16 protein-coding genes, 1 other RNA gene and 1 riboswitch are annotated in these 18,882 nt (G+C 38.0%); of the genes, 7 read left to right on the top strand and 10 right to left on the bottom strand.

Annotated features, from left to right (window positions below; all coding sequences use genetic code 11):
- Nucleotides 1-148 precede the first annotated feature (148 nt).
- The 3 genes from metE to DV428_RS06990 form a co-directional block, all read right to left on the bottom strand.
- Nucleotides 149-2,419: a 5-methyltetrahydropteroyltriglutamate--homocysteine S-methyltransferase gene (metE, locus tag DV428_RS06980; protein WP_114909186.1), complete on the bottom strand. Its 2,271-nt coding sequence runs from the start codon at nucleotides 2,417-2,419 to the stop codon at nucleotides 149-151.
- 295 nt (nucleotides 2,420-2,714) lie between these two features.
- Nucleotides 2,715-5,324, bottom strand: a complete 2,610-nt coding sequence (gene pepN / locus DV428_RS06985; RefSeq protein ID WP_114909187.1) for an aminopeptidase N — start codon at nucleotides 5,322-5,324, stop codon at nucleotides 2,715-2,717.
- A 53-nt stretch (nucleotides 5,325-5,377) separates the two neighbouring features.
- Nucleotides 5,378-5,722: a type II toxin-antitoxin system HicB family antitoxin gene (locus tag DV428_RS06990; RefSeq protein WP_114909590.1), complete on the bottom strand. Its 345-nt coding sequence runs from the start codon at nucleotides 5,720-5,722 to the stop codon at nucleotides 5,378-5,380.
- 287 nt (nucleotides 5,723-6,009) lie between these two features.
- On the opposite strand from DV428_RS06990, the gene purE reads away from it, so the two are divergent.
- From purE to DV428_RS07005, 3 genes are all read left to right on the top strand, one after another.
- The gene (gene purE / locus DV428_RS06995; RefSeq protein WP_114909188.1) at nucleotides 6,010-6,504 is read left to right on the top strand and encodes a 5-(carboxyamino)imidazole ribonucleotide mutase; all 495 of its coding nucleotides are present in this window, start codon (nucleotides 6,010-6,012) and stop codon (nucleotides 6,502-6,504) included.
- Nucleotides 6,505-6,573: 69 nt separating this feature from the next.
- Nucleotides 6,574-7,662 (top strand): 5-(carboxyamino)imidazole ribonucleotide synthase, encoded by a 1,089-nt coding sequence (gene purK / locus DV428_RS07000; RefSeq protein WP_114909189.1) that lies wholly within the window; start codon nucleotides 6,574-6,576, stop codon nucleotides 7,660-7,662.
- A 139-nt stretch (nucleotides 7,663-7,801) separates the two neighbouring features.
- On the top strand, nucleotides 7,802-8,992 hold the full coding sequence (locus DV428_RS07005) for an amino acid aminotransferase (protein ID WP_114909190.1): 1,191 nt from the start codon (nucleotides 7,802-7,804) through the stop codon (nucleotides 8,990-8,992).
- Nucleotides 8,993-9,037: 45 nt separating this feature from the next.
- On the opposite strand, the gene moaE is transcribed toward DV428_RS07005, so the two are convergent.
- The 4 genes from moaE to moaA form a co-directional block, all read right to left on the bottom strand.
- Nucleotides 9,038-9,490: a molybdopterin synthase catalytic subunit MoaE gene (moaE, locus tag DV428_RS07010; RefSeq protein ID WP_005631888.1), complete on the bottom strand. Its 453-nt coding sequence runs from the start codon at nucleotides 9,488-9,490 to the stop codon at nucleotides 9,038-9,040.
- A complete protein-coding gene (moaD, locus tag DV428_RS07015) occupies nucleotides 9,491-9,736 on the bottom strand; it encodes a molybdopterin synthase sulfur carrier subunit (protein ID WP_114909191.1) in 246 nt (81 codons plus the stop codon). It abuts the gene before it with no gap.
- Between the two features lies 1 nt (nucleotide 9,737).
- Nucleotides 9,738-10,220: a cyclic pyranopterin monophosphate synthase MoaC gene (gene moaC / locus DV428_RS07020; RefSeq protein WP_114909192.1), complete on the bottom strand. Its 483-nt coding sequence runs from the start codon at nucleotides 10,218-10,220 to the stop codon at nucleotides 9,738-9,740.
- 87 nt (nucleotides 10,221-10,307) lie between these two features.
- On the bottom strand, nucleotides 10,308-11,321 hold the full coding sequence (gene moaA, locus DV428_RS07025; RefSeq protein WP_114909591.1) for a GTP 3',8-cyclase MoaA: 1,014 nt from the start codon (nucleotides 11,319-11,321) through the stop codon (nucleotides 10,308-10,310).
- A riboswitch (molybdenum cofactor riboswitch) is annotated at nucleotides 11,310-11,450 on the bottom strand. (Overlaps the previous gene by 12 nt.)
- 316 nt (nucleotides 11,451-11,766) lie before the next feature.
- On the opposite strand from moaA, the gene ytfE reads away from it, so the two are divergent.
- Nucleotides 11,767-12,438 carry an iron-sulfur cluster repair protein YtfE gene (ytfE, locus tag DV428_RS07030; RefSeq protein ID WP_114909193.1) on the top strand — a complete coding sequence of 224 codons (672 nt, stop codon included), beginning with the start codon at nucleotides 11,767-11,769 and terminating at the stop codon, nucleotides 12,436-12,438.
- Nucleotides 12,439-12,513: 75 nt separating this feature from the next.
- On the opposite strand, the gene rnpB is transcribed toward ytfE, so the two are convergent.
- Nucleotides 12,514-12,890: RNase P RNA component class A (gene rnpB / locus DV428_RS07035), an RNA gene on the bottom strand.
- A 160-nt stretch (nucleotides 12,891-13,050) separates the two neighbouring features.
- On the opposite strand from rnpB, the gene DV428_RS07040 reads away from it, so the two are divergent.
- Both DV428_RS07040 and DV428_RS07045 read left to right on the top strand, forming a co-directional pair.
- On the top strand, nucleotides 13,051-13,986 hold the full coding sequence (locus tag DV428_RS07040) for a KpsF/GutQ family sugar isomerase (RefSeq protein WP_162790796.1): 936 nt from the start codon (nucleotides 13,051-13,053) through the stop codon (nucleotides 13,984-13,986).
- Between the two features lie 9 nt (nucleotides 13,987-13,995).
- The gene (locus DV428_RS07045; protein ID WP_114909195.1) at nucleotides 13,996-14,538 is read left to right on the top strand and encodes a KdsC family phosphatase; all 543 of its coding nucleotides are present in this window, start codon (nucleotides 13,996-13,998) and stop codon (nucleotides 14,536-14,538) included.
- A 116-nt stretch (nucleotides 14,539-14,654) separates the two neighbouring features.
- Here DV428_RS07045 and yccS read toward each other — a convergent pair whose 3' ends face one another.
- Both yccS and DV428_RS07055 read right to left on the bottom strand, forming a co-directional pair.
- Nucleotides 14,655-16,790 carry a YccS family putative transporter gene (yccS, locus tag DV428_RS07050; protein ID WP_114909196.1) on the bottom strand — a complete coding sequence of 712 codons (2,136 nt, stop codon included), beginning with the start codon at nucleotides 16,788-16,790 and terminating at the stop codon, nucleotides 14,655-14,657.
- Nucleotides 16,791-16,857: 67 nt separating this feature from the next.
- Nucleotides 16,858-17,526 carry a curli polymerization inhibitor CsgI-related protein gene (locus DV428_RS07055; protein ID WP_114909197.1) on the bottom strand — a complete coding sequence of 223 codons (669 nt, stop codon included), beginning with the start codon at nucleotides 17,524-17,526 and terminating at the stop codon, nucleotides 16,858-16,860.
- A 200-nt stretch (nucleotides 17,527-17,726) separates the two neighbouring features.
- Here DV428_RS07055 and sohB point away from each other — a divergent pair, with 200 nt between their 5' ends.
- Complete coding sequence (gene sohB, locus DV428_RS07060) at nucleotides 17,727-18,788, top strand: protease SohB (protein WP_114909198.1); 1,062 nt, start codon at nucleotides 17,727-17,729, stop codon at nucleotides 18,786-18,788.
- Nucleotides 18,789-18,882 lie beyond the last annotated feature (94 nt).

Genomic DNA, 18,882 nt, shown 5'->3' on the forward strand with positions numbered 1-18,882 from the left:
ATAGTCCTGGATTATACACAACAACAACAACAACAACAACAACAACAACAACAATATAATAATTGTCTATTTTAGACTCTACCATAAACATAAAGGACTGAATTTATTCAGTCCTTAAGTTACAGTTGAATGATGATAAACTTAAAATTTACGCTAATTCCGCACGTAATTTTTTGGTTACATCCACCATCACTTTTAATTGATCGATAGTTTCTGTCCAACCACGTGTTTTTAAGCCACAGTCTGGGTTTACCCATAAGCGTTCTTTTGGAATTACTTTTAACGCTTTGCGTAATAAGTGTTCAATTTCACCTGCGGTTGGTACACGTGGGCTGTGGATATCATACACACCTGGACCGATGTCATTCGGATAGTTGAATTTCACGAAGGCATCTAATAATTCCATATCTGAACGTGAAGTTTCGATGGTAATCACGTCTGCATCTAATGCAGCAATCGCTGGTAAGATGTCGTTAAACTCGGAATAACACATATGTGTATGAATTTGTGTATCATCTTGCACGCCCATTGAACTTAAACGGAATGCTTCGCCTGCCCATTGTAAGTATGCATCCCAATCTGCACGTTTAAGTGGTAAACCTTCACGAATTGCTGGCTCATCAATTTGGATAACTTTAATGCCGGCTGCTTCTAAATCTAACACTTCATCAGATAATGCTACGCCGATTTGTTTACATACGGTTGAACGTGGAATATCGTTACGCACAAATGACCATTGTAAAATAGTTACAGGGCCTGTGAGCATTCCTTTCATTACGCGGTTTGTGAGGCTTTGTGCATATTGTGACCAACGTACTGTCATTGGCTCTGGGCGGGTTACATCACCGTAAATCACTGGTGGTTTTACACAACGTGAACCGTAGCTTTGTACCCAACCAAATTTAGTGAATGCGAAACCGTCTAATAATTCCCCAAAGTATTCCACCATATCGTTACGTTCTGCTTCGCCGTGAACTAACACATCTAAATCTAATTCTTCTTGGCGACGTACCACATATTCAATTTCTTTTTTCATTGCCGCTTCATAATCTGCAAGAGATAACTCGCCTTTTTTGAAACTTGCACGAGCGTGACGAATCTCAGTCGTTTGCGGGAATGAACCAATGTTTGTAGTTGGTAGAAGCGGTAAATTTAACCACGCATTTTGCTTAACGATACGTTCTGCAAATGGCGATTTACGTTGATCCGCACCTTTTGGTAAGTTTGCTAAACGCTCAGCCACTTCTGGACGATGAATTTCTTTTGAGGTTGCACGAGCATCTGCAGCCGTTTGGCTTGCATCTAATGCCGCTTGTACAGAAGCTCTGCCATGATTTAACGCTTGTTTTAATACATTTAATTCTTCCACTTTTTGTAGTGTGAAAGATAACCAGCTGTAAAGTGCGGTATTTTTTTCTTTTAATTGTACTTCCACTTCTAAATCAAATGGGGTGTGCAATAATGAACAGCTTGGTGCAATCCATAAACGCTCGCCTAATTTTGCTTTTAATGGCTCTAATACATCTAACACTTTGTTTAAGTTTGCACGCCAGATATTACGACCTTCAATCACACCAGCGGATAACACTTTGCTGTAATCTTCAAAGGCTGCAAGTTGTTCTGGTGCACGCACTAAATCTAAATGTAAGCCTGCAACAGGTAAAGCTTTTAATAACTCAGCGTGTTGTGCAACTGAACCAAAATAAGTGGCTAATAATAATTTTGCATTCACTTTGCTTAATTCAGCGTAAACAGATTTATAGGCTTCAACCCATTCTGCAGGTAAGTCCAATGCTAATGCAGGCTCATCAATTTGAATCCACTCCGCACCTTCAGCCACTAATGCATTTAAGATTTCAACATAAACAGGCACTAATTGATTTAACAAATCGAAACGGTTAAATGCTTCGCCTTTTTCTTTACCCAACCATAAGAATGTTAATGGACCAACAATCACTGGTTTGAAGTTTAAACCTAAAGCTTTTGCTTCACGGATTTGATTTACATAATGTGCTGGATTAGCTTTGAATTGTGTATTTTTATGAAATTCTGGTACGAGATAGTGATAGTTCGTATCGAACCATTTGGTCATTTCAATCGCAAATTGATCTTTGTTACCGCGTGCAAGTTGGAAATATTGATCAAGGGTTAAATTTTGGCTATCAAAACCAAAACGAGCAGGAATTGCCCCAGTTGCCACTTGTAAATCTAAAATATGATCGTAGAACGTGAAATCGCCCACTGCAACGAAATCTGCATTCGCCGCTGCTTGATGTTTCCAGTTTTTTTCACGCAACGCTTTCGCTAAATCTAATAAATCTTGCTCTGCTAATTCTTTACGCCAATAACGTTCTTGTGCAAATTTTAATTCACGTTTTGCACCCACACGAGGAAAGCCTAAGATATGTGATGTTGTCATAATAACTCCCGTTTTAAAGTAATCTTCTTAATCATTTAGACGGCTAAACGTCTGTACGGGTATAGAATGCGTCATCTCAATATATTATGCAAACTTATTATTTTCAGGATTTGTATGAAATAAATTAATATTAAAGCCAGGTATAAAACAAAGGGGCATATCAATGCCCCAAAAACTATTGAAAAATTTACCGCACTTTTAACCATATTTTAAAGATCTGGCTTTAGGTGATTTGATTTTCAGTTGGCTACAAATTGTAGCCAACTCATTTCCCTTTTACGCACATTTACTCCACCTACTGCAACGCTTTCTCAATTTTTTCAAATAAATCTTTTGACAGATTTTCTACAATGCTTAGACGTTCTAAAGCTCGTTTCATGAGCGTTTGGCGTTGAGCATCAAAGCGAGAAAAACGAATTAATGGCTCGATTAAACGCGCCGCCACTTGCGGATTGCTTTCATTTAAACGGATTAACACATCCGTTAAGAAACGATAGCCTGATCCGCTTACGTTGTGAAATGCTTTTAAGTTGTGATTTGCAAAGCTACCTACTAATGCACGTAAACGATTTGGATTGTTGAAGTTAAAACTTGGATGATCCATTAATAACTGAATAATTTCCAATACATTTTCATCTGGGCGAGTGGCTTGTAATGCAAACCATTTATCCATTACTAATCCATCGTGTTGCCATTTTTGTTCAAAATCAGTTAATAACACATCTCTGCAAGGTAATGCCGCTTTAGTTGCAACACTTAATGCAGCCAATGTATCTGTCATATTATTCGCATTGTTGTAATGTTTTTGCACTAGGTTGTTGCCCAAATTGGTGTAAGCCAAATAAGTTAAGCAAAGATTACGCATTGCACGCAAGGCGATGTCTTGTTGCGTAACTTGATACTCATCAAGGCGAATATGGGTATAAACACGCAAGAAATCATCTTTTAAAGTCTCGGCAATTTGCGCTTGCATAAATGCTCTTGCGGCTGAAATGCCATCAGGATCGATGGTTTTAAAACCTTCCGCAAATTCCATTTCTTTTGGAAGGGTGAGAATTAAGGTTGCCAGTTCAATATCTTTCTCATAATGGTTCAGAACATAAGAAAGTGCGGTCAAAATTTCAGGCGAAATTTCTAGTGGCTCGCCTTGTTGGAAACGCACAACATTACGACGTAATTCTTGCGTAAATAGCATTTGTGCCGCATCCCAACGGATAAATTGATTGTCTGCAAATTTAAGCAAGCCTAATAACTGCTCGGTTTTATAATCATAATCAAGTTTTACTGGCGCGGAGAAATCACATAACAATGCTGGAATTGGGCGACCATAAATGCCATGAAACTCGAAGGCTTGGTCTTTTTCAGTAACATTTAATACATCACTCAACAATTCGCCATTATGTTGTAGCATTTGTTTCGTGCCATTCGCATCATAAAGCGCGATTTTTAATGGAATATGTAAATTCACTTTTTCCATTTGATCGGCAGTTGGCGGTGTAGATTGTGAAACCGTTAAACGATAAGTATGCGTTTTTTCGTCATAAGCATCGCTAATCAATAATTCTGGTGTACCCGATTGGCTATACCAACGGCGGAACTGGTTTAAATCGAGCTTATTTGCTCGTTCCATCGCAGAAACAAAATCTTCACAGGTTGCCGCTTTTCCATCGTTTTCAGCAATATAAAGTTGCATGCCTTTTTGGAAACCTTGTTCACCTAATAAAGTGTGCAACATACGAATCACTTCTGCCCCTTTTTCATATACTGTCACTGTATAGAAGTTATTCATTTCAATCACTTTTTCAGGGCGAATTGGGTGTGACATTGGGCTTGAATCTTCGGCAAATTGTACGGTGCGTAAAAATTTCACATTATTAATGCGATTTACCGCACGCGAACCTGTATCTGAAGAAAATTCTTGATCACGGAAAACTGTTAAGCCTTCTTTCAAACTTAACTGGAACCAATCTCGGCAAGTCACACGGTTTCCAGTCCAGTTATGGAAATATTCGTGTGCAATCACACTTTCAATAGCAAGATAATCCTCATCTGTTGCCGTTTGTGGATTGGCTAATACAAATTTAGAGTTAAAGATATTTAACCCTTTATTTTCCATGGCGCCCATATTGAAGAAGTCCACTGCAACGATCATGTAAATATCTAGGTCATATTCTAAAGTAAAGCGATCTTCATCCCATTTCATCGCTTTTTTCAGACTTTCCATTGCCCAAGTTGCGCGGTTAAGATTCCCGCGATCCACATAAAGCTCTAACGCCACTTCTCGTCCACTTTTGGTGATGAATTTATCTTGTAATAAATCAAAATCCCCCGCCACTAAAGCAAATAAATAGCTTGGTTTCGGAAACGGATCGTTCCATTCCACCCAATGACGACCATCCTCTAATTCACCACTTGCAATGCGATTACCATTAGAAAGTAAGTAAGGATATTTGGTTTTATCTGCGGTAATTTTGGTTGTATAACGCGCCAGCACATCAGGGCGATCAAGCATATAAGTAATTTGACGGAAACCTTCCGCCTCGCATTGTGTACAAATGCCCTCTCCAGACTGATATAACCCTTGTAATGAAGTATTTTCAGCTGGCACAAGGAAAGTCACAATTTTAAGCTCAAATTCTTCCGCACTTTTACCTTTTAAATCGAGCGTTAAACTCTCGCCATCTTGTTGATAGGCAGAAAATGGCTCACCATTAAATTTAATAGAAGAAAACTGGAAACTATGCCCATCTAAACGTAAAGAAGTCGCTTCATTATTTAAGCGTTGGAATTTTGTGGTTGCCGTCACCACTGTGTGTTTAGGATCAAGTTGAAAATCTAAATAAATGTCTGTGACCGTAAAATCTGGTTGTTTGTAATCTTTTCTATATTTTGCTTTGGCTAACATAATTTGCCCTACTTTGAAGAAAGAAAATGTGAATATGATATCGTTACGTTTTGTTATCTTAAACTTGTTTTTTCACGAAAAATTTTTTCTTGAATCGCTTCCGTCACAAAAGCATTAAGCGAACGCTCGCCTGCTATGATCGTTGCTTCTCTATGTAATTCCTCGCCAATTCGTACATTAAATACACCTTTAAAAGGCTTATTCGGTTCTTTACCTAATTCCAAGCAATCTTGTAAATATAAATCAACAGATTGACGAAATTCTTTTTCTAGCTCAGATAATGACTCTGCTTCGTAAGTCACTAAATCACGAATGTAAGCAAGTTTGCCAAACAATATATTGTTTTCTAAATCCGCCTCAATCGTGCCTACATAACCTTTATAATTTAATAATTTCATAGAATACCTACCTGTTTTAATGATTCTTTCACTGACTTTAATATAATTTTCAGGATTCCAATTAAATGTAGATTTTGACTGTGCGAGCTTATCTAATAATTTTTCAGTTCGTCCCATATAAACTATCGCCCATTAATTTGGTATCAAGTATAGTTACTAAAATTTAAAAATCAAATAATTATAAAATAAGACTAGATAGTACCTACGCAGATAGCAAACGTTTGCTTGGTATATATAAGATATGCTATTCTACACCACGTTTTTAAGTAAAAAATTGAGAAAATAGCATGTCAAAAACTGCACAAGTTGCCGTTGTGATGGGTTCCAAAAGCGATTGGGCTACCATGCAAGAGGCAACTCAGATTTTAGATGAATTAAAAGTACCTTATCATGTGGAAATCGTCTCTGCTCATCGTACACCTGATAAACTTTTTGAATTTGCCGAAAATGCACAAAAAAATGGTTACAAAGTGATTATTGCTGGTGCGGGTGGTGCAGCGCATTTACCTGGTATGATCGCAGCGAAAACACTTGTGCCAGTGCTAGGGGTGCCAGTAAAAAGTTCTATGTTAAGTGGTGTAGATAGTCTTTATTCAATTGTGCAAATGCCAAAAGGAATCCCAGTCGGAACATTAGCAATTGGCCCTGCAGGCGCGACAAATGCTGGGTTGTTAGCCGCCCAAATTCTAGCAGGTTGGGATGCAGAATTGCTTTCACGCTTGCAATCTTTCCGTGAAAGTCAAACTCGTGCTGTACTGGATAATCCCGATCCACGCACATAAAAATATCTTTAGATCTGACCGCACTTTTAAAGTGCGGTTGTTTTTTTCGTAAATTTAACGAGAAATATTATGCAAAACTCCACCTTATATCCAACCGTTTATGTACTTGGCAACGGGCAACTAGGCAGAATGTTACGTTACGCGGGCGCACCTTTAGATATTTATGTTGAACCCTTAGCCTTCAATGCGCCAGTTTTTGACTTACCTGAAAATGCAATCATCACGGCAGAAATTGAACGCTGGGAAAAAACGCCTTTGACTGAATTACTCGGCAATCATAAAAACTTCGTCAATCAACATGTATTTGGATTATTGGCCGATCGTTTTACTCAAAAATCCTTGCTAGATGAACTCAATCTTTCTACCTCTCCTTGGTGTTTATTAAAAGATAAAACACAATGGAATGATATTTTCCAAACCGTTGGCGAGAAATTCGTCGTCAAACGTAGAACAGGCGGATATGATGGACGCGGTCAATGGATTATCAGCGATGAAAATAAAGCGGACATCACTGATGACTTATTCGGTGAAGTGATCGCAGAAAAATTTATTCCTTTCGATTATGAGGTTTCTATTGTAGGCGCGAGATTTAAAAATGGTGAAAAGCGTTTTTATCCCGTTACGCATAACCTGCAACAAAACGGTATTTTACGCTACAGTGTGGTTGATATTTCGTTTCCTCAACAATCTGTACAACAAAAACAAGCAGAAGCAATGCTCGGCAAAATTATGGATAAACTAGGCTATGTGGGTGTCATGGCAATGGAATGTTTTGTTGTTGGCGATAAATTGCTGATTAACGAACTTGCGCCCCGTGTACATAACAGTGGGCATTGGACACAACTAGGATGCTCGATTAGCCAATTTGAATTACATTTACGTGCGCTACTTGATTTGCCAACACCTGAATTACAAACTTTCGCCCCAAGTGTAATGGTGAATTTAATCGGCACAAACCATAACCCAAAATGGCTTAATACACCGTTTGCACAACTTCATTGGTACGGTAAAGAAGTGAGAGCTGGGCGTAAAGTTGGGCATATCAATCTTTCTCATCCTAATAAAGCGGTCATTGTTCAACAATTAGAAAAACTCCGCACTGAGTTACCAGAAGATTATCAATCGGGATTAAATTGGACGATTGAAAAACTAAAATAATGTAAAAAATGACCGCACTTTTTGATGAATATTTAAAAATATCAAAGTGCGGTTAATTTTTATAAAAATCTTTCTTGATAAAACAAAACGGCTGAAGTATAAAACTATCCACCACACAACACATACATAAGGAAAAGCTATGTTTGAACATATCAAAGCGGCACCAGCCGATCCAATCTTAGGCTTAGGCGAAGCATTCAAATCCGAAACTCGCGAAAATAAAATCAATTTGGGCATTGGCGTTTATAAAGATGCGCAAGGCACAACCCCAATTATGCGCGCGGTAAAAGAAGCAGAAAAACGCTTATTTGATAAGGAAAAAACAAAGAATTATCTGACTATCGATGGTATTGCGGATTATAACGAGCGTACAAAAGCACTACTTTTCGGTAAAGATTCTGAAGTCATCCAATCTAATCGTGCAAGAACAGTACAAAGTTTAGGCGGAACAGGCGCATTACGCATTGCGGCAGAATTTATTAAACGTCAAACCAAAGCACAAAATGTTTGGATCAGCACACCAACTTGGCCAAATCACAATGCAATCTTCAATGCGGTGGGCATGACGATTCGTGAATATCGTTATTATGATGCTGAACGCAAAGCCCTTGATTGGGAACATTTACTCGAAGATTTAAGCCAAGCAAGCGAAGGTGATGTGGTGCTTTTACACGGTTGCTGCCACAACCCAACGGGTATTGACCCAACCCCTGAACAATGGCAAGAATTAGCCGCGCTTTCAGCAAAAAATGGCTGGTTGCCACTCTTTGACTTTGCTTATCAAGGTTTAGCAAATGGCTTAGATGAAGATGCTTATGGCTTGCGTGCTTTTGCGACAAACCACAAAGAATTATTAGTGGCGAGTTCATTCTCGAAAAACTTTGGTTTATATAATGAACGTATTGGCGCATTTACTCTTGTGGCTGAAAATGCAGAAATTGCTTCCACCGCATTAACACAGGTGAAATCAATTATTCGCACACTCTACTCTAACCCTGCATCTCACGGTGGAGCGACCGTAGCAACAGTGTTAAATGATCCGCAACTTCGTCAAGAATGGGAAAATGAATTAACTGAAATGCGTGAACGCATCAAAAAAATGCGTCATTTATTCGTTCAGTTATTAAAAGAATACGGTGCGGAACAAGATTTCAGCTTTATTATGGAACAAAATGGTATGTTCTCTTTCAGTGGCTTATCACCTGAACAAGTAGATCGTTTAAAAGAAGAATTTGCCATTTACGCTGTTCGTTCTGGTCGTATCAATGTGGCAGGTATCACAGAAGATAATATTCATTATTTATGTGAAAGCATTGTGAAAGTGCTGTAATTCATAAAAAGCAAAAGTGCGGTTAAGTTTAACCGCACTTTGTCATTACCACTTCTCTAACGCTTCTTTATCGCTCTCTCTTGCTTCAATCCAACGTTCACCTTGATTGGTCTGTTCTTTTTTCCAGAACGGCGCTTTGGATTTTAAGAAGTCCATAATAAATTCGTTGGCATGGTAAGCATCACCTCGGTGAGCAGAACTGATACCGACTAAAACAATTTCATCACCAGTATGTAAAAGTCCAACACGATGAATAACCGACACCCGCTGAATATCCCAACGGGCTTTTGCTTGTTCTACAATTTCACGTAAGGCTTTTTCTGTCATTGCGGGATAATGTTCTAAATATAAACTGGATACCTCATCGCCTAAATTAAGATCGCGTACTTTACCCACGAAAATAACCGTTGCGCCAACCGAATGTTGCTCAGATAGCCATTGATAAACGGCATTTTGATCAAAAGGTTGTTCTTGTACTGAAATTTGAATATCCGTCATTTAGCCCCCAGTTACAGGTGGGAAAAATGCAATTTCATCCCCATTTTTGACCGCACTTTCTAATGGCATCAAAGTTTGATTAATCGCTACTAAAAGCTTCCCTTTTTCAAGTGCCAATGACCACTTATCGCCTTTTTGAGCAAGATGTTCACGCACAGCTTCCGCTGTCGCAAAGTCGCCTTCAAGCTGAATAGAATCTTCCCCAATTAATTCTCGAGTTTGAGCAAAAAATAAAACATTTAACATCTTATTTTTCCTCTGCAATAAAATGACCGGATTTTCCACCGCTTTTTTCTAACAGGCGAACGTGCTCAATTACCATATCTTTTTGTACGGCTTTACACATATCGTAAATGGTTAAGGCAGCCACACTTGCAGCGGTTAATGCTTCCATTTCTACGCCGGTTTTACTAGTTAATTTACAAAGAGATTGAATACGAACTTGATTGGTTTCAAGTAATGGTTCTAAATTTACTTCTACTTTAGAAAGTAATAAGGGATGGCAAAGCGGGATAAGTTCCCAAGTACGTTTTGCCGCTTGAATGCCTGCAATACGAGCAGTAGCAAATACATCGCCTTTGTGATGTTTGCCTTCCACGATCATAGCAAGGGTTTCTTTTGACATAGTAACGATGGCTTCAGCACGAGCTTCACGAATAGTCTCTGCTTTTGCAGAAACATCCACCATATTGGCTTCGCCTTGAGAATTGATATGCGTAAATGTAGTCATAATAAAATAAAGTGCGGTTAAAATATTGAATGTTTTACATGTGTGATGAAAGCAAAATAAGTGAATAGTAAATTCACCTATTTTCTTCTAGCCACCGATAGAAGCTAAATGATTTCTTACGCCACTATCACCGATATGCAAATAATGATGTTCACGTTTGCCTTGCAGTGCGGCAAAAATACGTGCTTGCAAAATATCTTGCTGTTCATGGGATTGCAATAAATCACGTAATTCAATGCCTTCTTCGCCGAATAAACAGAGATGAAGTTTGCCCTTCGCTGATACTCTGAGACGATTACAGCTTGAGCAGAAATTCTTCTCATAAGGCATAATTAAGCCAATTTCGCCAGCATAATCAGGATGCGTGAATACTTTTGCAGGACCATCAGTATGGGATTTGTGTTGTAATTGCCAACCGTTTTGCATCAATTTATCGGCTAAGACTTGTCCAGAAAGATGGTGTTTATCAAAGAAACTATCCATTTCACCTGTTTGCATCAGTTCGATAAAGCGCATTTGAATTGGGCGATCTTTAACCCAAACAAGGAATTGTTCAAACTCTTTGTCATTCAAATTTTTCATCAAAACTGAATTAACTTTGACTTTGTTGTAGCCCACTTCAAACGCACGATCGATACCACGCATCACGTCATCAAATTTATTGATACCCGTAATTTGGTGGAACATTTTTGGATCTAAGCTATCAACACTGACGTTAATAGACGTAATCCCTGCTTTCTTCCAATCAGCCACATCTTTTGTCATGCGATAGCCATTTGTTGTGACGGCTAATTGACCAATGCCATCAATATTAGCAATGCTTTCAGCAATAGAAATAAAATCTTTGCGTAAAGTCGGTTCGCCACCCGTTAAACGGATTTTCTCTGTGCCCATTTCAGCAAATGCTTGAGCGAGATGGGTAATTTCTTTTAAGGTTAAGAAACTTGGTTTGTTAGCTTCGGGTTGATAACCATCAGGTAAACAATAGGTACAACGAAAATTACACTGATCGGTAATCGACAGTCGTAGATAGTAATATTGGCGTTGGAAAGGATCGACTAAGCGAGACTCTCCTACGTTCTTGATAGGAATGGATTGCATTTTACACCTTTCTAAATACGGAGAGGATAAACCGTTTCCAGCGTATCCCTGAATAACACACGGCGTTATTGGCTTGTCGCCGTATTTCGATGAAACTTAGGCTAAACAAGCTCGGAGTTATGCGTTAAATTTGATTTAACGTCATTCTAAAAGATTTCACTTCATAAACACAATCAATAATATTGATGAAAATCAGTATTTTCCTAAATTATTAAAAATCAATTATATAAAAAAATACATAATGAATTTAAAGCTGGCTCATTAGTGATAATTAATCCTATTTATGTAAATAACCATAAATTTTTAGCTGATTATTATGAGGTATTTTTTATTGATTTAAATCATAATTTAATCAATAAATAAATCTCTCTACTTTTCATAATCAGAAAAATATCCTACTATTTTTATCGGATTTATTTTTACTTAATCAATATAGGAGTGATTTATGTCTTTTGCCCAACAAAAACTTAGCGAGCTCGCTGTTTCAATTCCAGGTGCAACTAAAATTTTTCGTGAATATGATTTAGATTTTTGCTGCGGCGGTTCTGTATTATTAGAAGTCGCAGCACAACAAAAGAATCTTAACCTTACTGAAATTGAAAAACGTTTAACTGATTTACAACAAAGTAAAGCAGAAAATAATGATAAAGATTGGACTTCGGCATCTTATGCAGAAATGATCGATCACATTATTACTCGTTTTCATAATCGCCACCGTGAACAACTCCCTGAATTAATTACATTGGCGGAGAAAGTAGAAAATGTACATGGTGATCATGATGACTGCCCTGTCGGCATAGCCGCACAGTTAGAAAAAATTTATGCTGAACTTAGTCAGCATTTAATGAAAGAAGAACAAATTTTGTTCCCAATGATCAAAATGGGAAATTATGCTATGGCCTCAATGCCAATTCGTGTAATGGAAATGGAACACGATGAAGCAGGGCAAGATGTGGAAGTGATCAAATCACTTACTAATAACTGCACGCCACCAGCAGATGCTTGTTTCAGTTGGAAAGCCTTATATAGCGGTATTAATGAATTTATTGATGATTTAATGCACCATATTCATTTGGAAAATAATATTTTATTTCCACGTGTATTAAACGAAAAATAATTCATATTCATCAAAAAATAACCGCACTTTAATCTATTCCGAAAAACAAACTAAAGTGCGGTCATTTCTATAAAAATTTTGAGTTGGTCGATAAGCCGAGTTCTGTCGTGGACAATCATTCCTCTAGGCGACAAATTACTCTGCCGCTCAAGCAACCTACCCGAACTCTGAGCGGGCCACCCATTGAGTTCCTATTTGGTCTTGCTACGAGTGGAGTTTACCCTGCTGCCAACCGTTACCGGAGGCACGGTGCGCTCTTACCGCACCCTTTCACCCTTACCGTTTACACGGCGGTCTGCTCTCTGTTGCACTGGTCGTCGGCTCACGCCGCCCGGACGTTATCCGGCACTCTGCCCTGTGTAGCTCGGACTTTCCTCTCGTTTACTTGTCCCACTAGGTCGTATAAATACGGTTAAGGGCTTCAATAAACCAGCGATTGTCTAACCAACTCGGCGCGTAGTATAGGGGCAATCGCTAGTGCGGTCAATAAAATCCCCAATTTTTGAATATTGCTCATCAATCTTATAAACAATAATGCCTAATTTTTCATTCGTATTTTTTTATGATTCCGCTAAAATAGCGCCAATTTCAACCGCTCTTTTAGGAAGAAGAATGAACTATCTAAAAATTGCACAGGATTCCCTTTCAGTAGAAAGTAACGCACTTTTGCAACTCAGCCAACGTTTAGGAGAGGATTTTAATCAAGTCGTGGATTTAATCCTTGCTTGCAAAGGTCGATTAGTCATCGGCGGAATAGGGAAATCCGGTTTAATTGGGAAAAAAATGGTGGCTACCTTTGCCTCTACTGGTACACCAAGTTTCTTTTTACATCCGACAGAAGCCTTTCACGGCGATTTAGGTATGTTAAAACCAATTGATATTGTGATGTTAATTTCCTATAGCGGCGAAACCGATGACGTCAATAAACTCATTCCAAGTTTAAAAAATTTTGGTAATAAAATTATTGCCGTGACGAGCAATAAAAATTCCACACTCGCACGTCACGCAGATTATGTTTTAGATATTACTGTTGAGCGTGAAGTCTGTCCAAATAATCTCGCGCCAACAACCTCCGCACTTGTTACACTTGCGCTTGGCGATGCACTCGCCGTATCACTTATTACGGCTCGCAATTTCCAACCTGCGGATTTTGCCAAATTCCATCCAGGTGGCAGTCTGGGTCGTCGTTTATTATGTAAAGTGAAAGATCAAATGCAAACTCGCCTACCAACAATTTTACCCACCACCAATTTTACTGACTGCCTCACTGTCATGAATGAAGGGCGAATGGGCGTTGCCTTGGTAATGGAAAACGAGCAACTTAAAGGCATTATCACGGATGGCGATATTCGCCGCGCGCTTACCGCCAATGGTGCAGAAACGTTGAATAAAACAGCTAAAGACTTTATGACAAGTTCACCAAAAACTATTCATCAAGACGAATTTTTATCAAAAGCAGAAGACTTTATGAAAGCGAAAAAAATTCACTCGCTAGTGGTTGTTAATGATGAAAATCACGTGGTAGGTTTAGTGGAATTTTCAAGCTAAGGAATTTCAATGCAACAAAAATTAGAAAACATTAAATTTGTCATTACTGATGTAGACGGCGTACTCACCGATGGACAACTTCATTATGATGCCAATGGTGAAGCCATCAAAAGCTTTCATGTACGAGATGGTTTAGGCATAAAAATGCTGATGGATGTAGGTATTCAAGTGGCTGTGCTTTCTGGTCGCGACTCCCCTATTTTACGTCGTCGCATTGCCGATCTTGGTATTAAATTATTCTTTCTTGGCAAACTTGAAAAAGAAACCGCTTGTTTTGATCTTATGAAACAAGCAGGCGTCACTGCCGAGCAGACCGCTTATATTGGCGATGATAGTGTAGATCTCCCCGCCTTTGCAGCGTGTGGAACTTCTTTTGCTGTGGCTGATGCCCCTATTTATGTGAAAAATGCTGTTGATCATGTACTTTCTACCAATGGCGGCAAAGGTGCCTTCCGAGAAATGTCCGACATGATTTTACTGGCACAGGGAAAATCTTCTGTGTTTGATAGTGCTCAAGGTTTCCTAAAATCAGTGAAAAACATGGGACAGTAATAACTCATTCGTCAATGTTATTGCTCAATAAAAAATAAAGTGCGGTTAATTTTCAAGGAGGTTTAAAATCTCTCAAAAATCAACCGCACTTTTATATTTATAAAGCCCCATACTCTTTAACAAGACTCTTTCCTAAAATACTCATAGAACTGCGGTAAGAGTTGGGTAATCAAATTCAATTGCTGATACGGTAAACTAAAGACGGCTCGTTCTTCCGCGGTCATCTCTTGTTTTTCTAATTCTTTTAAATGTGTTTCAATACGTTCTTGCTGTTGGTTAAAAATAGCTTCGGGTATTTCTTCAATGTGTTCTAAGGTATAGATAATTTTCTTTGCCACAGGATAAAAACCAGATAAAAACTGTGCGGTCTGTTGCAAATTTTTCATTCTGTCGCGATAAGCGCCAAGGGCCGAAATATAGCTTAATAGAGAATAATTAAGCTTGAGCAAATCAAAACCTTTCTGTAAATATGCCTTGTATTTCACTGGCTCATTATTCATATTAGAAAGTGTTGTACTCAGTGCGGCTGCATATTGATGCGCATTACGACGTGCTATGCGATATTTAAGATCGTCACTTTTACCAAATTGCAATTGACTAATAATATGCAATAAATACACCGCGTCACTACGCAATGCTTGATGACTCACTTTATCAAGCTGCAAATATTTCCAATCTGGCCATAAGTAAGATACGGCAAACCATGAAATCGCGGCACCAAGTAAAGTATCGAGTAAACGAGGCATTAACGCAGCTGCCGTATCAAATCCCATCACATCAAAACTCAGTAATACTTGTAGTGTGATGAAAAAGGTCGAGAAACTATAATTATTACTACGGAAGAAAAAGAACAACGTACTTGTAAGTACCACAAGACCTAGTTTTAATTCTAAGGTTGGATTTAAATAAGGTAATAGAGACCCCACCACTACGCCTAATATCGTGCCAATAATACGCTGACGTAAACGTACTTTAGTTGCAGAATAATTTGGCTGGCACACAAATACAGTGGTCAATAAAATCCAATAACCAAGATTAAATTGGAAAAACTCGACAATTGCACAGCATAAAAATACCACAATAGATAAGCGGACTGCATGACGGAACAACGGTGACTCAAAAGTAAAATGGCTAAAAATCACCGCACTTATATTTTTTAACCCTGTGATTTGTTCCGTATGAATTTGAGCTAATTGTTCTGTATCCGTCGTTTCTTGTGCTAACTGGCGAAGTTGCCAGTTGATGCTTTGTAAATTATCTAACAAAGTTTGGATATCAATCAGTTCATCTTGATCATTAAGATGTTGTCCTTTATATAGTTCAAAGGAATGCAATGTACCTAAAAGTGCACGTTCGACACGTTCATTAAAATGATAGGGTTTATTTTCACGCAAACTCGCCGTAATTTCTTTACACGATTGTGCTTGTAGCTCTAACAAACGTTGAATACGGAAAATCAAATCTGTATTTTTTAGTTTTTCTGTTATTTGTTGATAATCAAAATGCGTAGAATTGGCGCGCTCATGAATGTCTTGCGCGGCAAAATAGTAACGTAACATTCTCTGAGTGCGAGGATGGCGATGTTGTCCTCTAATACGATAAAAAAGTGCGGTGCGCACAATATTAAATGCCGCGACAACATTCGTATTTTTCATTGCAAAATTGAGGTGTTTTTTTTCAATCTCAGCCACTTCGTCAGGATCAAAAAAACAGGATTTAGTATCTAAATATTCACCCAACGCACAAAACGCTTTAGCGACACTTTCTTGCACGGGGCGATTTGGGAAAAACAGGTAAACAATCAGAGTGACCACACTATACAGCAAGGTACCGCATAAAATCATTACGGGATTAATAAACCATACATTTCCTTCAGGCACATAAGTCAGCGTAGTATAAAGGGCAACCACTAATGAACCAAACGCAATCGTGCTATAACGCTGCCCCACAGCGCCAATCATGGTGAAAATAAACGTCAGCACCGTCATTAACACAATATATTGGATAGGCTTACCGATATGTAACTGCACAATAAAGGATGAAATAGAAAAGGCAATTAGCGTGAAAAATACATTTTTCAATCGTCCAGTTAAACGGTTATCCAAATCCACCAAACCACCTGCAATAATCCCTAGAATCAAAGGCATTGATTGCGAAGAAATATCAAAAGCCCATATTCCTACTGCCGCAATATTTACAGCAATAAAAACAGGAATTGCAGCGATTACTTTGGCATTTAACCGAATATTCATTTCAAATCCTTATCAAAATAGAAAAGTGAGCAACAAGGCTCACTTTTTATTGTACGAAGTGCGGTAATTATTTATGGGATTTTGCCCAATTTAAGAAACGTGTTTGAGTTTCTTTATCAGCTTGTTGGAACCAATATTGAAGCTGTTGCTCTGCAACGTTTTCACCTTGAACAACCACTTTACCTTTATTCGCTTTTGCATTACTTGCTGGAGTAGCGACCATTGGGCTAGCAGCTGTGGTTGCAGCAAATGCAGCAACAGATGCGGTTGCACCAGAGGCATTATATTCAGCAAGATCATTCACCACATTAGCACTTGGGAATAAACCTTCTTGTTTTAACACATCCACTTTTGTTGAAAGCGTATTACCAGATTTTGTTTTTACGATAATGCTTGGCATCTCATTGAATTTATCGCTTTCAGAACGACTACGAATAACTGGCGCAGAAATAACAAGATCCTCTGTGCTACCTTGGAATGTCACAATTACTGGATTAGATTCAAAAAGGGTTTGGCTAGATCCAGAACCAATAATTTCACTTAAACGAACAACAACCTGATGGTTTTGGGTGTCATTTACAGCAAAGGTTTTAGCATCCTTTGCAAGAGATTTAGATGCCTTTTGACCATCAATGGCTAAAAGCTCAAGGTTAGATGAAGTAGAAACCATGCCAGCAAAAGTCGCTGTGCTAGCACATAATGTTGCAAGACCTAATACAACAGCACGTAATTTCATAATTGCTCCTTTGGTATAAATGAAATTCTTGCCTATGCTATGCTAAATCAGGAAAAATGAAAATAAAAAAGTGAGAATTGGTTTAAAAACCTTTGTTGTAATAGCACAAATACTCACAATATTTTATCATATTGATATCTAGCCTAGTCACAACTAGTAAAAAGCACAATGTAATCTATTAAATATCAATAGGAGTAACAATGTTAAACGATATTTTAACTGGCTATGGAATTTTTATTCTGGAAATTTTGACAATTTTATTACTCATTCTTGCTATTGTTGGTTTGGTAATTTCTTATCGTCAACATAACAAATCTAAAATAGGGGAATTAGAAATTAAAGATTTATCTGAAGAATTTGATCATCAAGTTCGTGTATTGCGTGATTTTAATCTTTCAGAAGAAGAGCTAAAACAGCAAGCGAAAGCAGAGAAAAAAGCCGAAAAACAAAAGGCTAAAAAACGTAAAGAGAAATTAAAAAAAGGTGAAACCTTAGATGACGAAAAGAAAAGCTGTGTGTATGTCTTAGATTTTCATGGTGATATTTCAGCGTCAGAAACGACCGCACTTCGCGAAGAAATTTCAGCAATTTTAAATGTAGCAAAACCAGAAGACGAAGTATTATTACGTTTAGAAAGCCCAGGTGGTATTGTTCATGATTATGGATTTGCAGCTTCTCAGTTGTCTCGTTTGAAACAAAAAGGCATAAAATTAACCATCGCTGTAGATAAGGTTGCCGCAAGTGGCGGTTATATGATGGCTTGTATAGCAGATAAAATTGTATCTGCGCCTTTTGCTGTCATTGGTTCTATTGGCGTCGTAGCACAAATTCCAAACGTTCATCGTTTATTGAAAAAGTATGATGTTGATGTAGATGTGATGACTGCGGGTGAGTTTAAACGCACAGTAACTGTATTAGGTGAGAATACCGAAAAAGGTAAACAAAAATTTCAACAAGAGTTGGAAGAAACACATAAATTATTTAAACAATTCGTCTCACAGAATCGCCCTTGTGTAGATATTGATAAAATTGCTACTGGGGAACATTGGTTTGGCCAACAAGCAATCGACTTGAAATTAGTCGATGAAATTTCAACCAGTGATGATTTAATTTTGGAAAAAATGAAAGAAAAACATGTGTTAAGTGTAAAGTACCGCTTGAAAAAATCCTTAATAAAAAAATTAGGTCGTCAAGCTGAAGAAAGTGTGGTAAATATTATTCATCGTTATGCTACAAAGCGAGCAAATGATTTTATACATTAAATATAGATATCTTTACATTTCTTTACAAAAAAGAGAGTTAGTTCACTGATTTTATTGTTTACAAGTCGATTTTTTGCCTTTAGTATGTGCGACC

The sequence above is a fragment of the Haemophilus haemolyticus genome, assembly GCF_003352385.1.
Classification (GTDB): Bacteria; Pseudomonadota; Gammaproteobacteria; order Enterobacterales; family Pasteurellaceae; genus Haemophilus; species Haemophilus haemolyticus_I.

Bases quoted from the DNA above. Each gene is read 5' to 3' on its own strand.
- moaD (WP_114909191.1), bottom strand. From the start codon at position 9,736: ATGTTAAATGTTTTATTTTTTGCTCAAACTCGAGAATTAATTGGGGAA.
- DV428_RS07040 (WP_162790796.1), top strand. From the start codon at position 13,051: ATGAACTATCTAAAAATTGCACAGGATTCCCTTTCAGTAGAAAGTAAC.
- metE (WP_114909186.1), bottom strand. From the start codon at position 2,419: ATGACAACATCACATATCTTAGGCTTTCCTCGTGTGGGTGCAAAACGT.
- pepN (WP_114909187.1), bottom strand. From the start codon at position 5,324: ATGTTAGCCAAAGCAAAATATAGAAAAGATTACAAACAACCAGATTTT.
- DV428_RS06990 (WP_114909590.1), bottom strand. From the start codon at position 5,722: ATGAAATTATTAAATTATAAAGGTTATGTAGGCACGATTGAGGCGGAT.
- moaC (WP_114909192.1), bottom strand. From the start codon at position 10,220: ATGACTACATTTACGCATATCAATTCTCAAGGCGAAGCCAATATGGTG.
- moaE (WP_005631888.1), bottom strand. From the start codon at position 9,490: ATGACGGATATTCAAATTTCAGTACAAGAACAACCTTTTGATCAAAAT.
- DV428_RS07005 (WP_114909190.1), top strand. From the start codon at position 7,802: ATGTTTGAACATATCAAAGCGGCACCAGCCGATCCAATCTTAGGCTTA.
- moaA (WP_114909591.1), bottom strand. From the start codon at position 11,321: ATGCAATCCATTCCTATCAAGAACGTAGGAGAGTCTCGCTTAGTCGAT.
- purK (WP_114909189.1), top strand. From the start codon at position 6,574: ATGCAAAACTCCACCTTATATCCAACCGTTTATGTACTTGGCAACGGG.
- ytfE (WP_114909193.1), top strand. From the start codon at position 11,767: ATGTCTTTTGCCCAACAAAAACTTAGCGAGCTCGCTGTTTCAATTCCA.
- DV428_RS07055 (WP_114909197.1), bottom strand. From the start codon at position 17,526: ATGAAATTACGTGCTGTTGTATTAGGTCTTGCAACATTATGTGCTAGC.
- purE (WP_114909188.1), top strand. From the start codon at position 6,010: ATGTCAAAAACTGCACAAGTTGCCGTTGTGATGGGTTCCAAAAGCGAT.
- yccS (WP_114909196.1), bottom strand. From the start codon at position 16,790: ATGAATATTCGGTTAAATGCCAAAGTAATCGCTGCAATTCCTGTTTTT.
- DV428_RS07045 (WP_114909195.1), top strand. From the start codon at position 13,996: ATGCAACAAAAATTAGAAAACATTAAATTTGTCATTACTGATGTAGAC.
- sohB (WP_114909198.1), top strand. From the start codon at position 17,727: ATGTTAAACGATATTTTAACTGGCTATGGAATTTTTATTCTGGAAATT.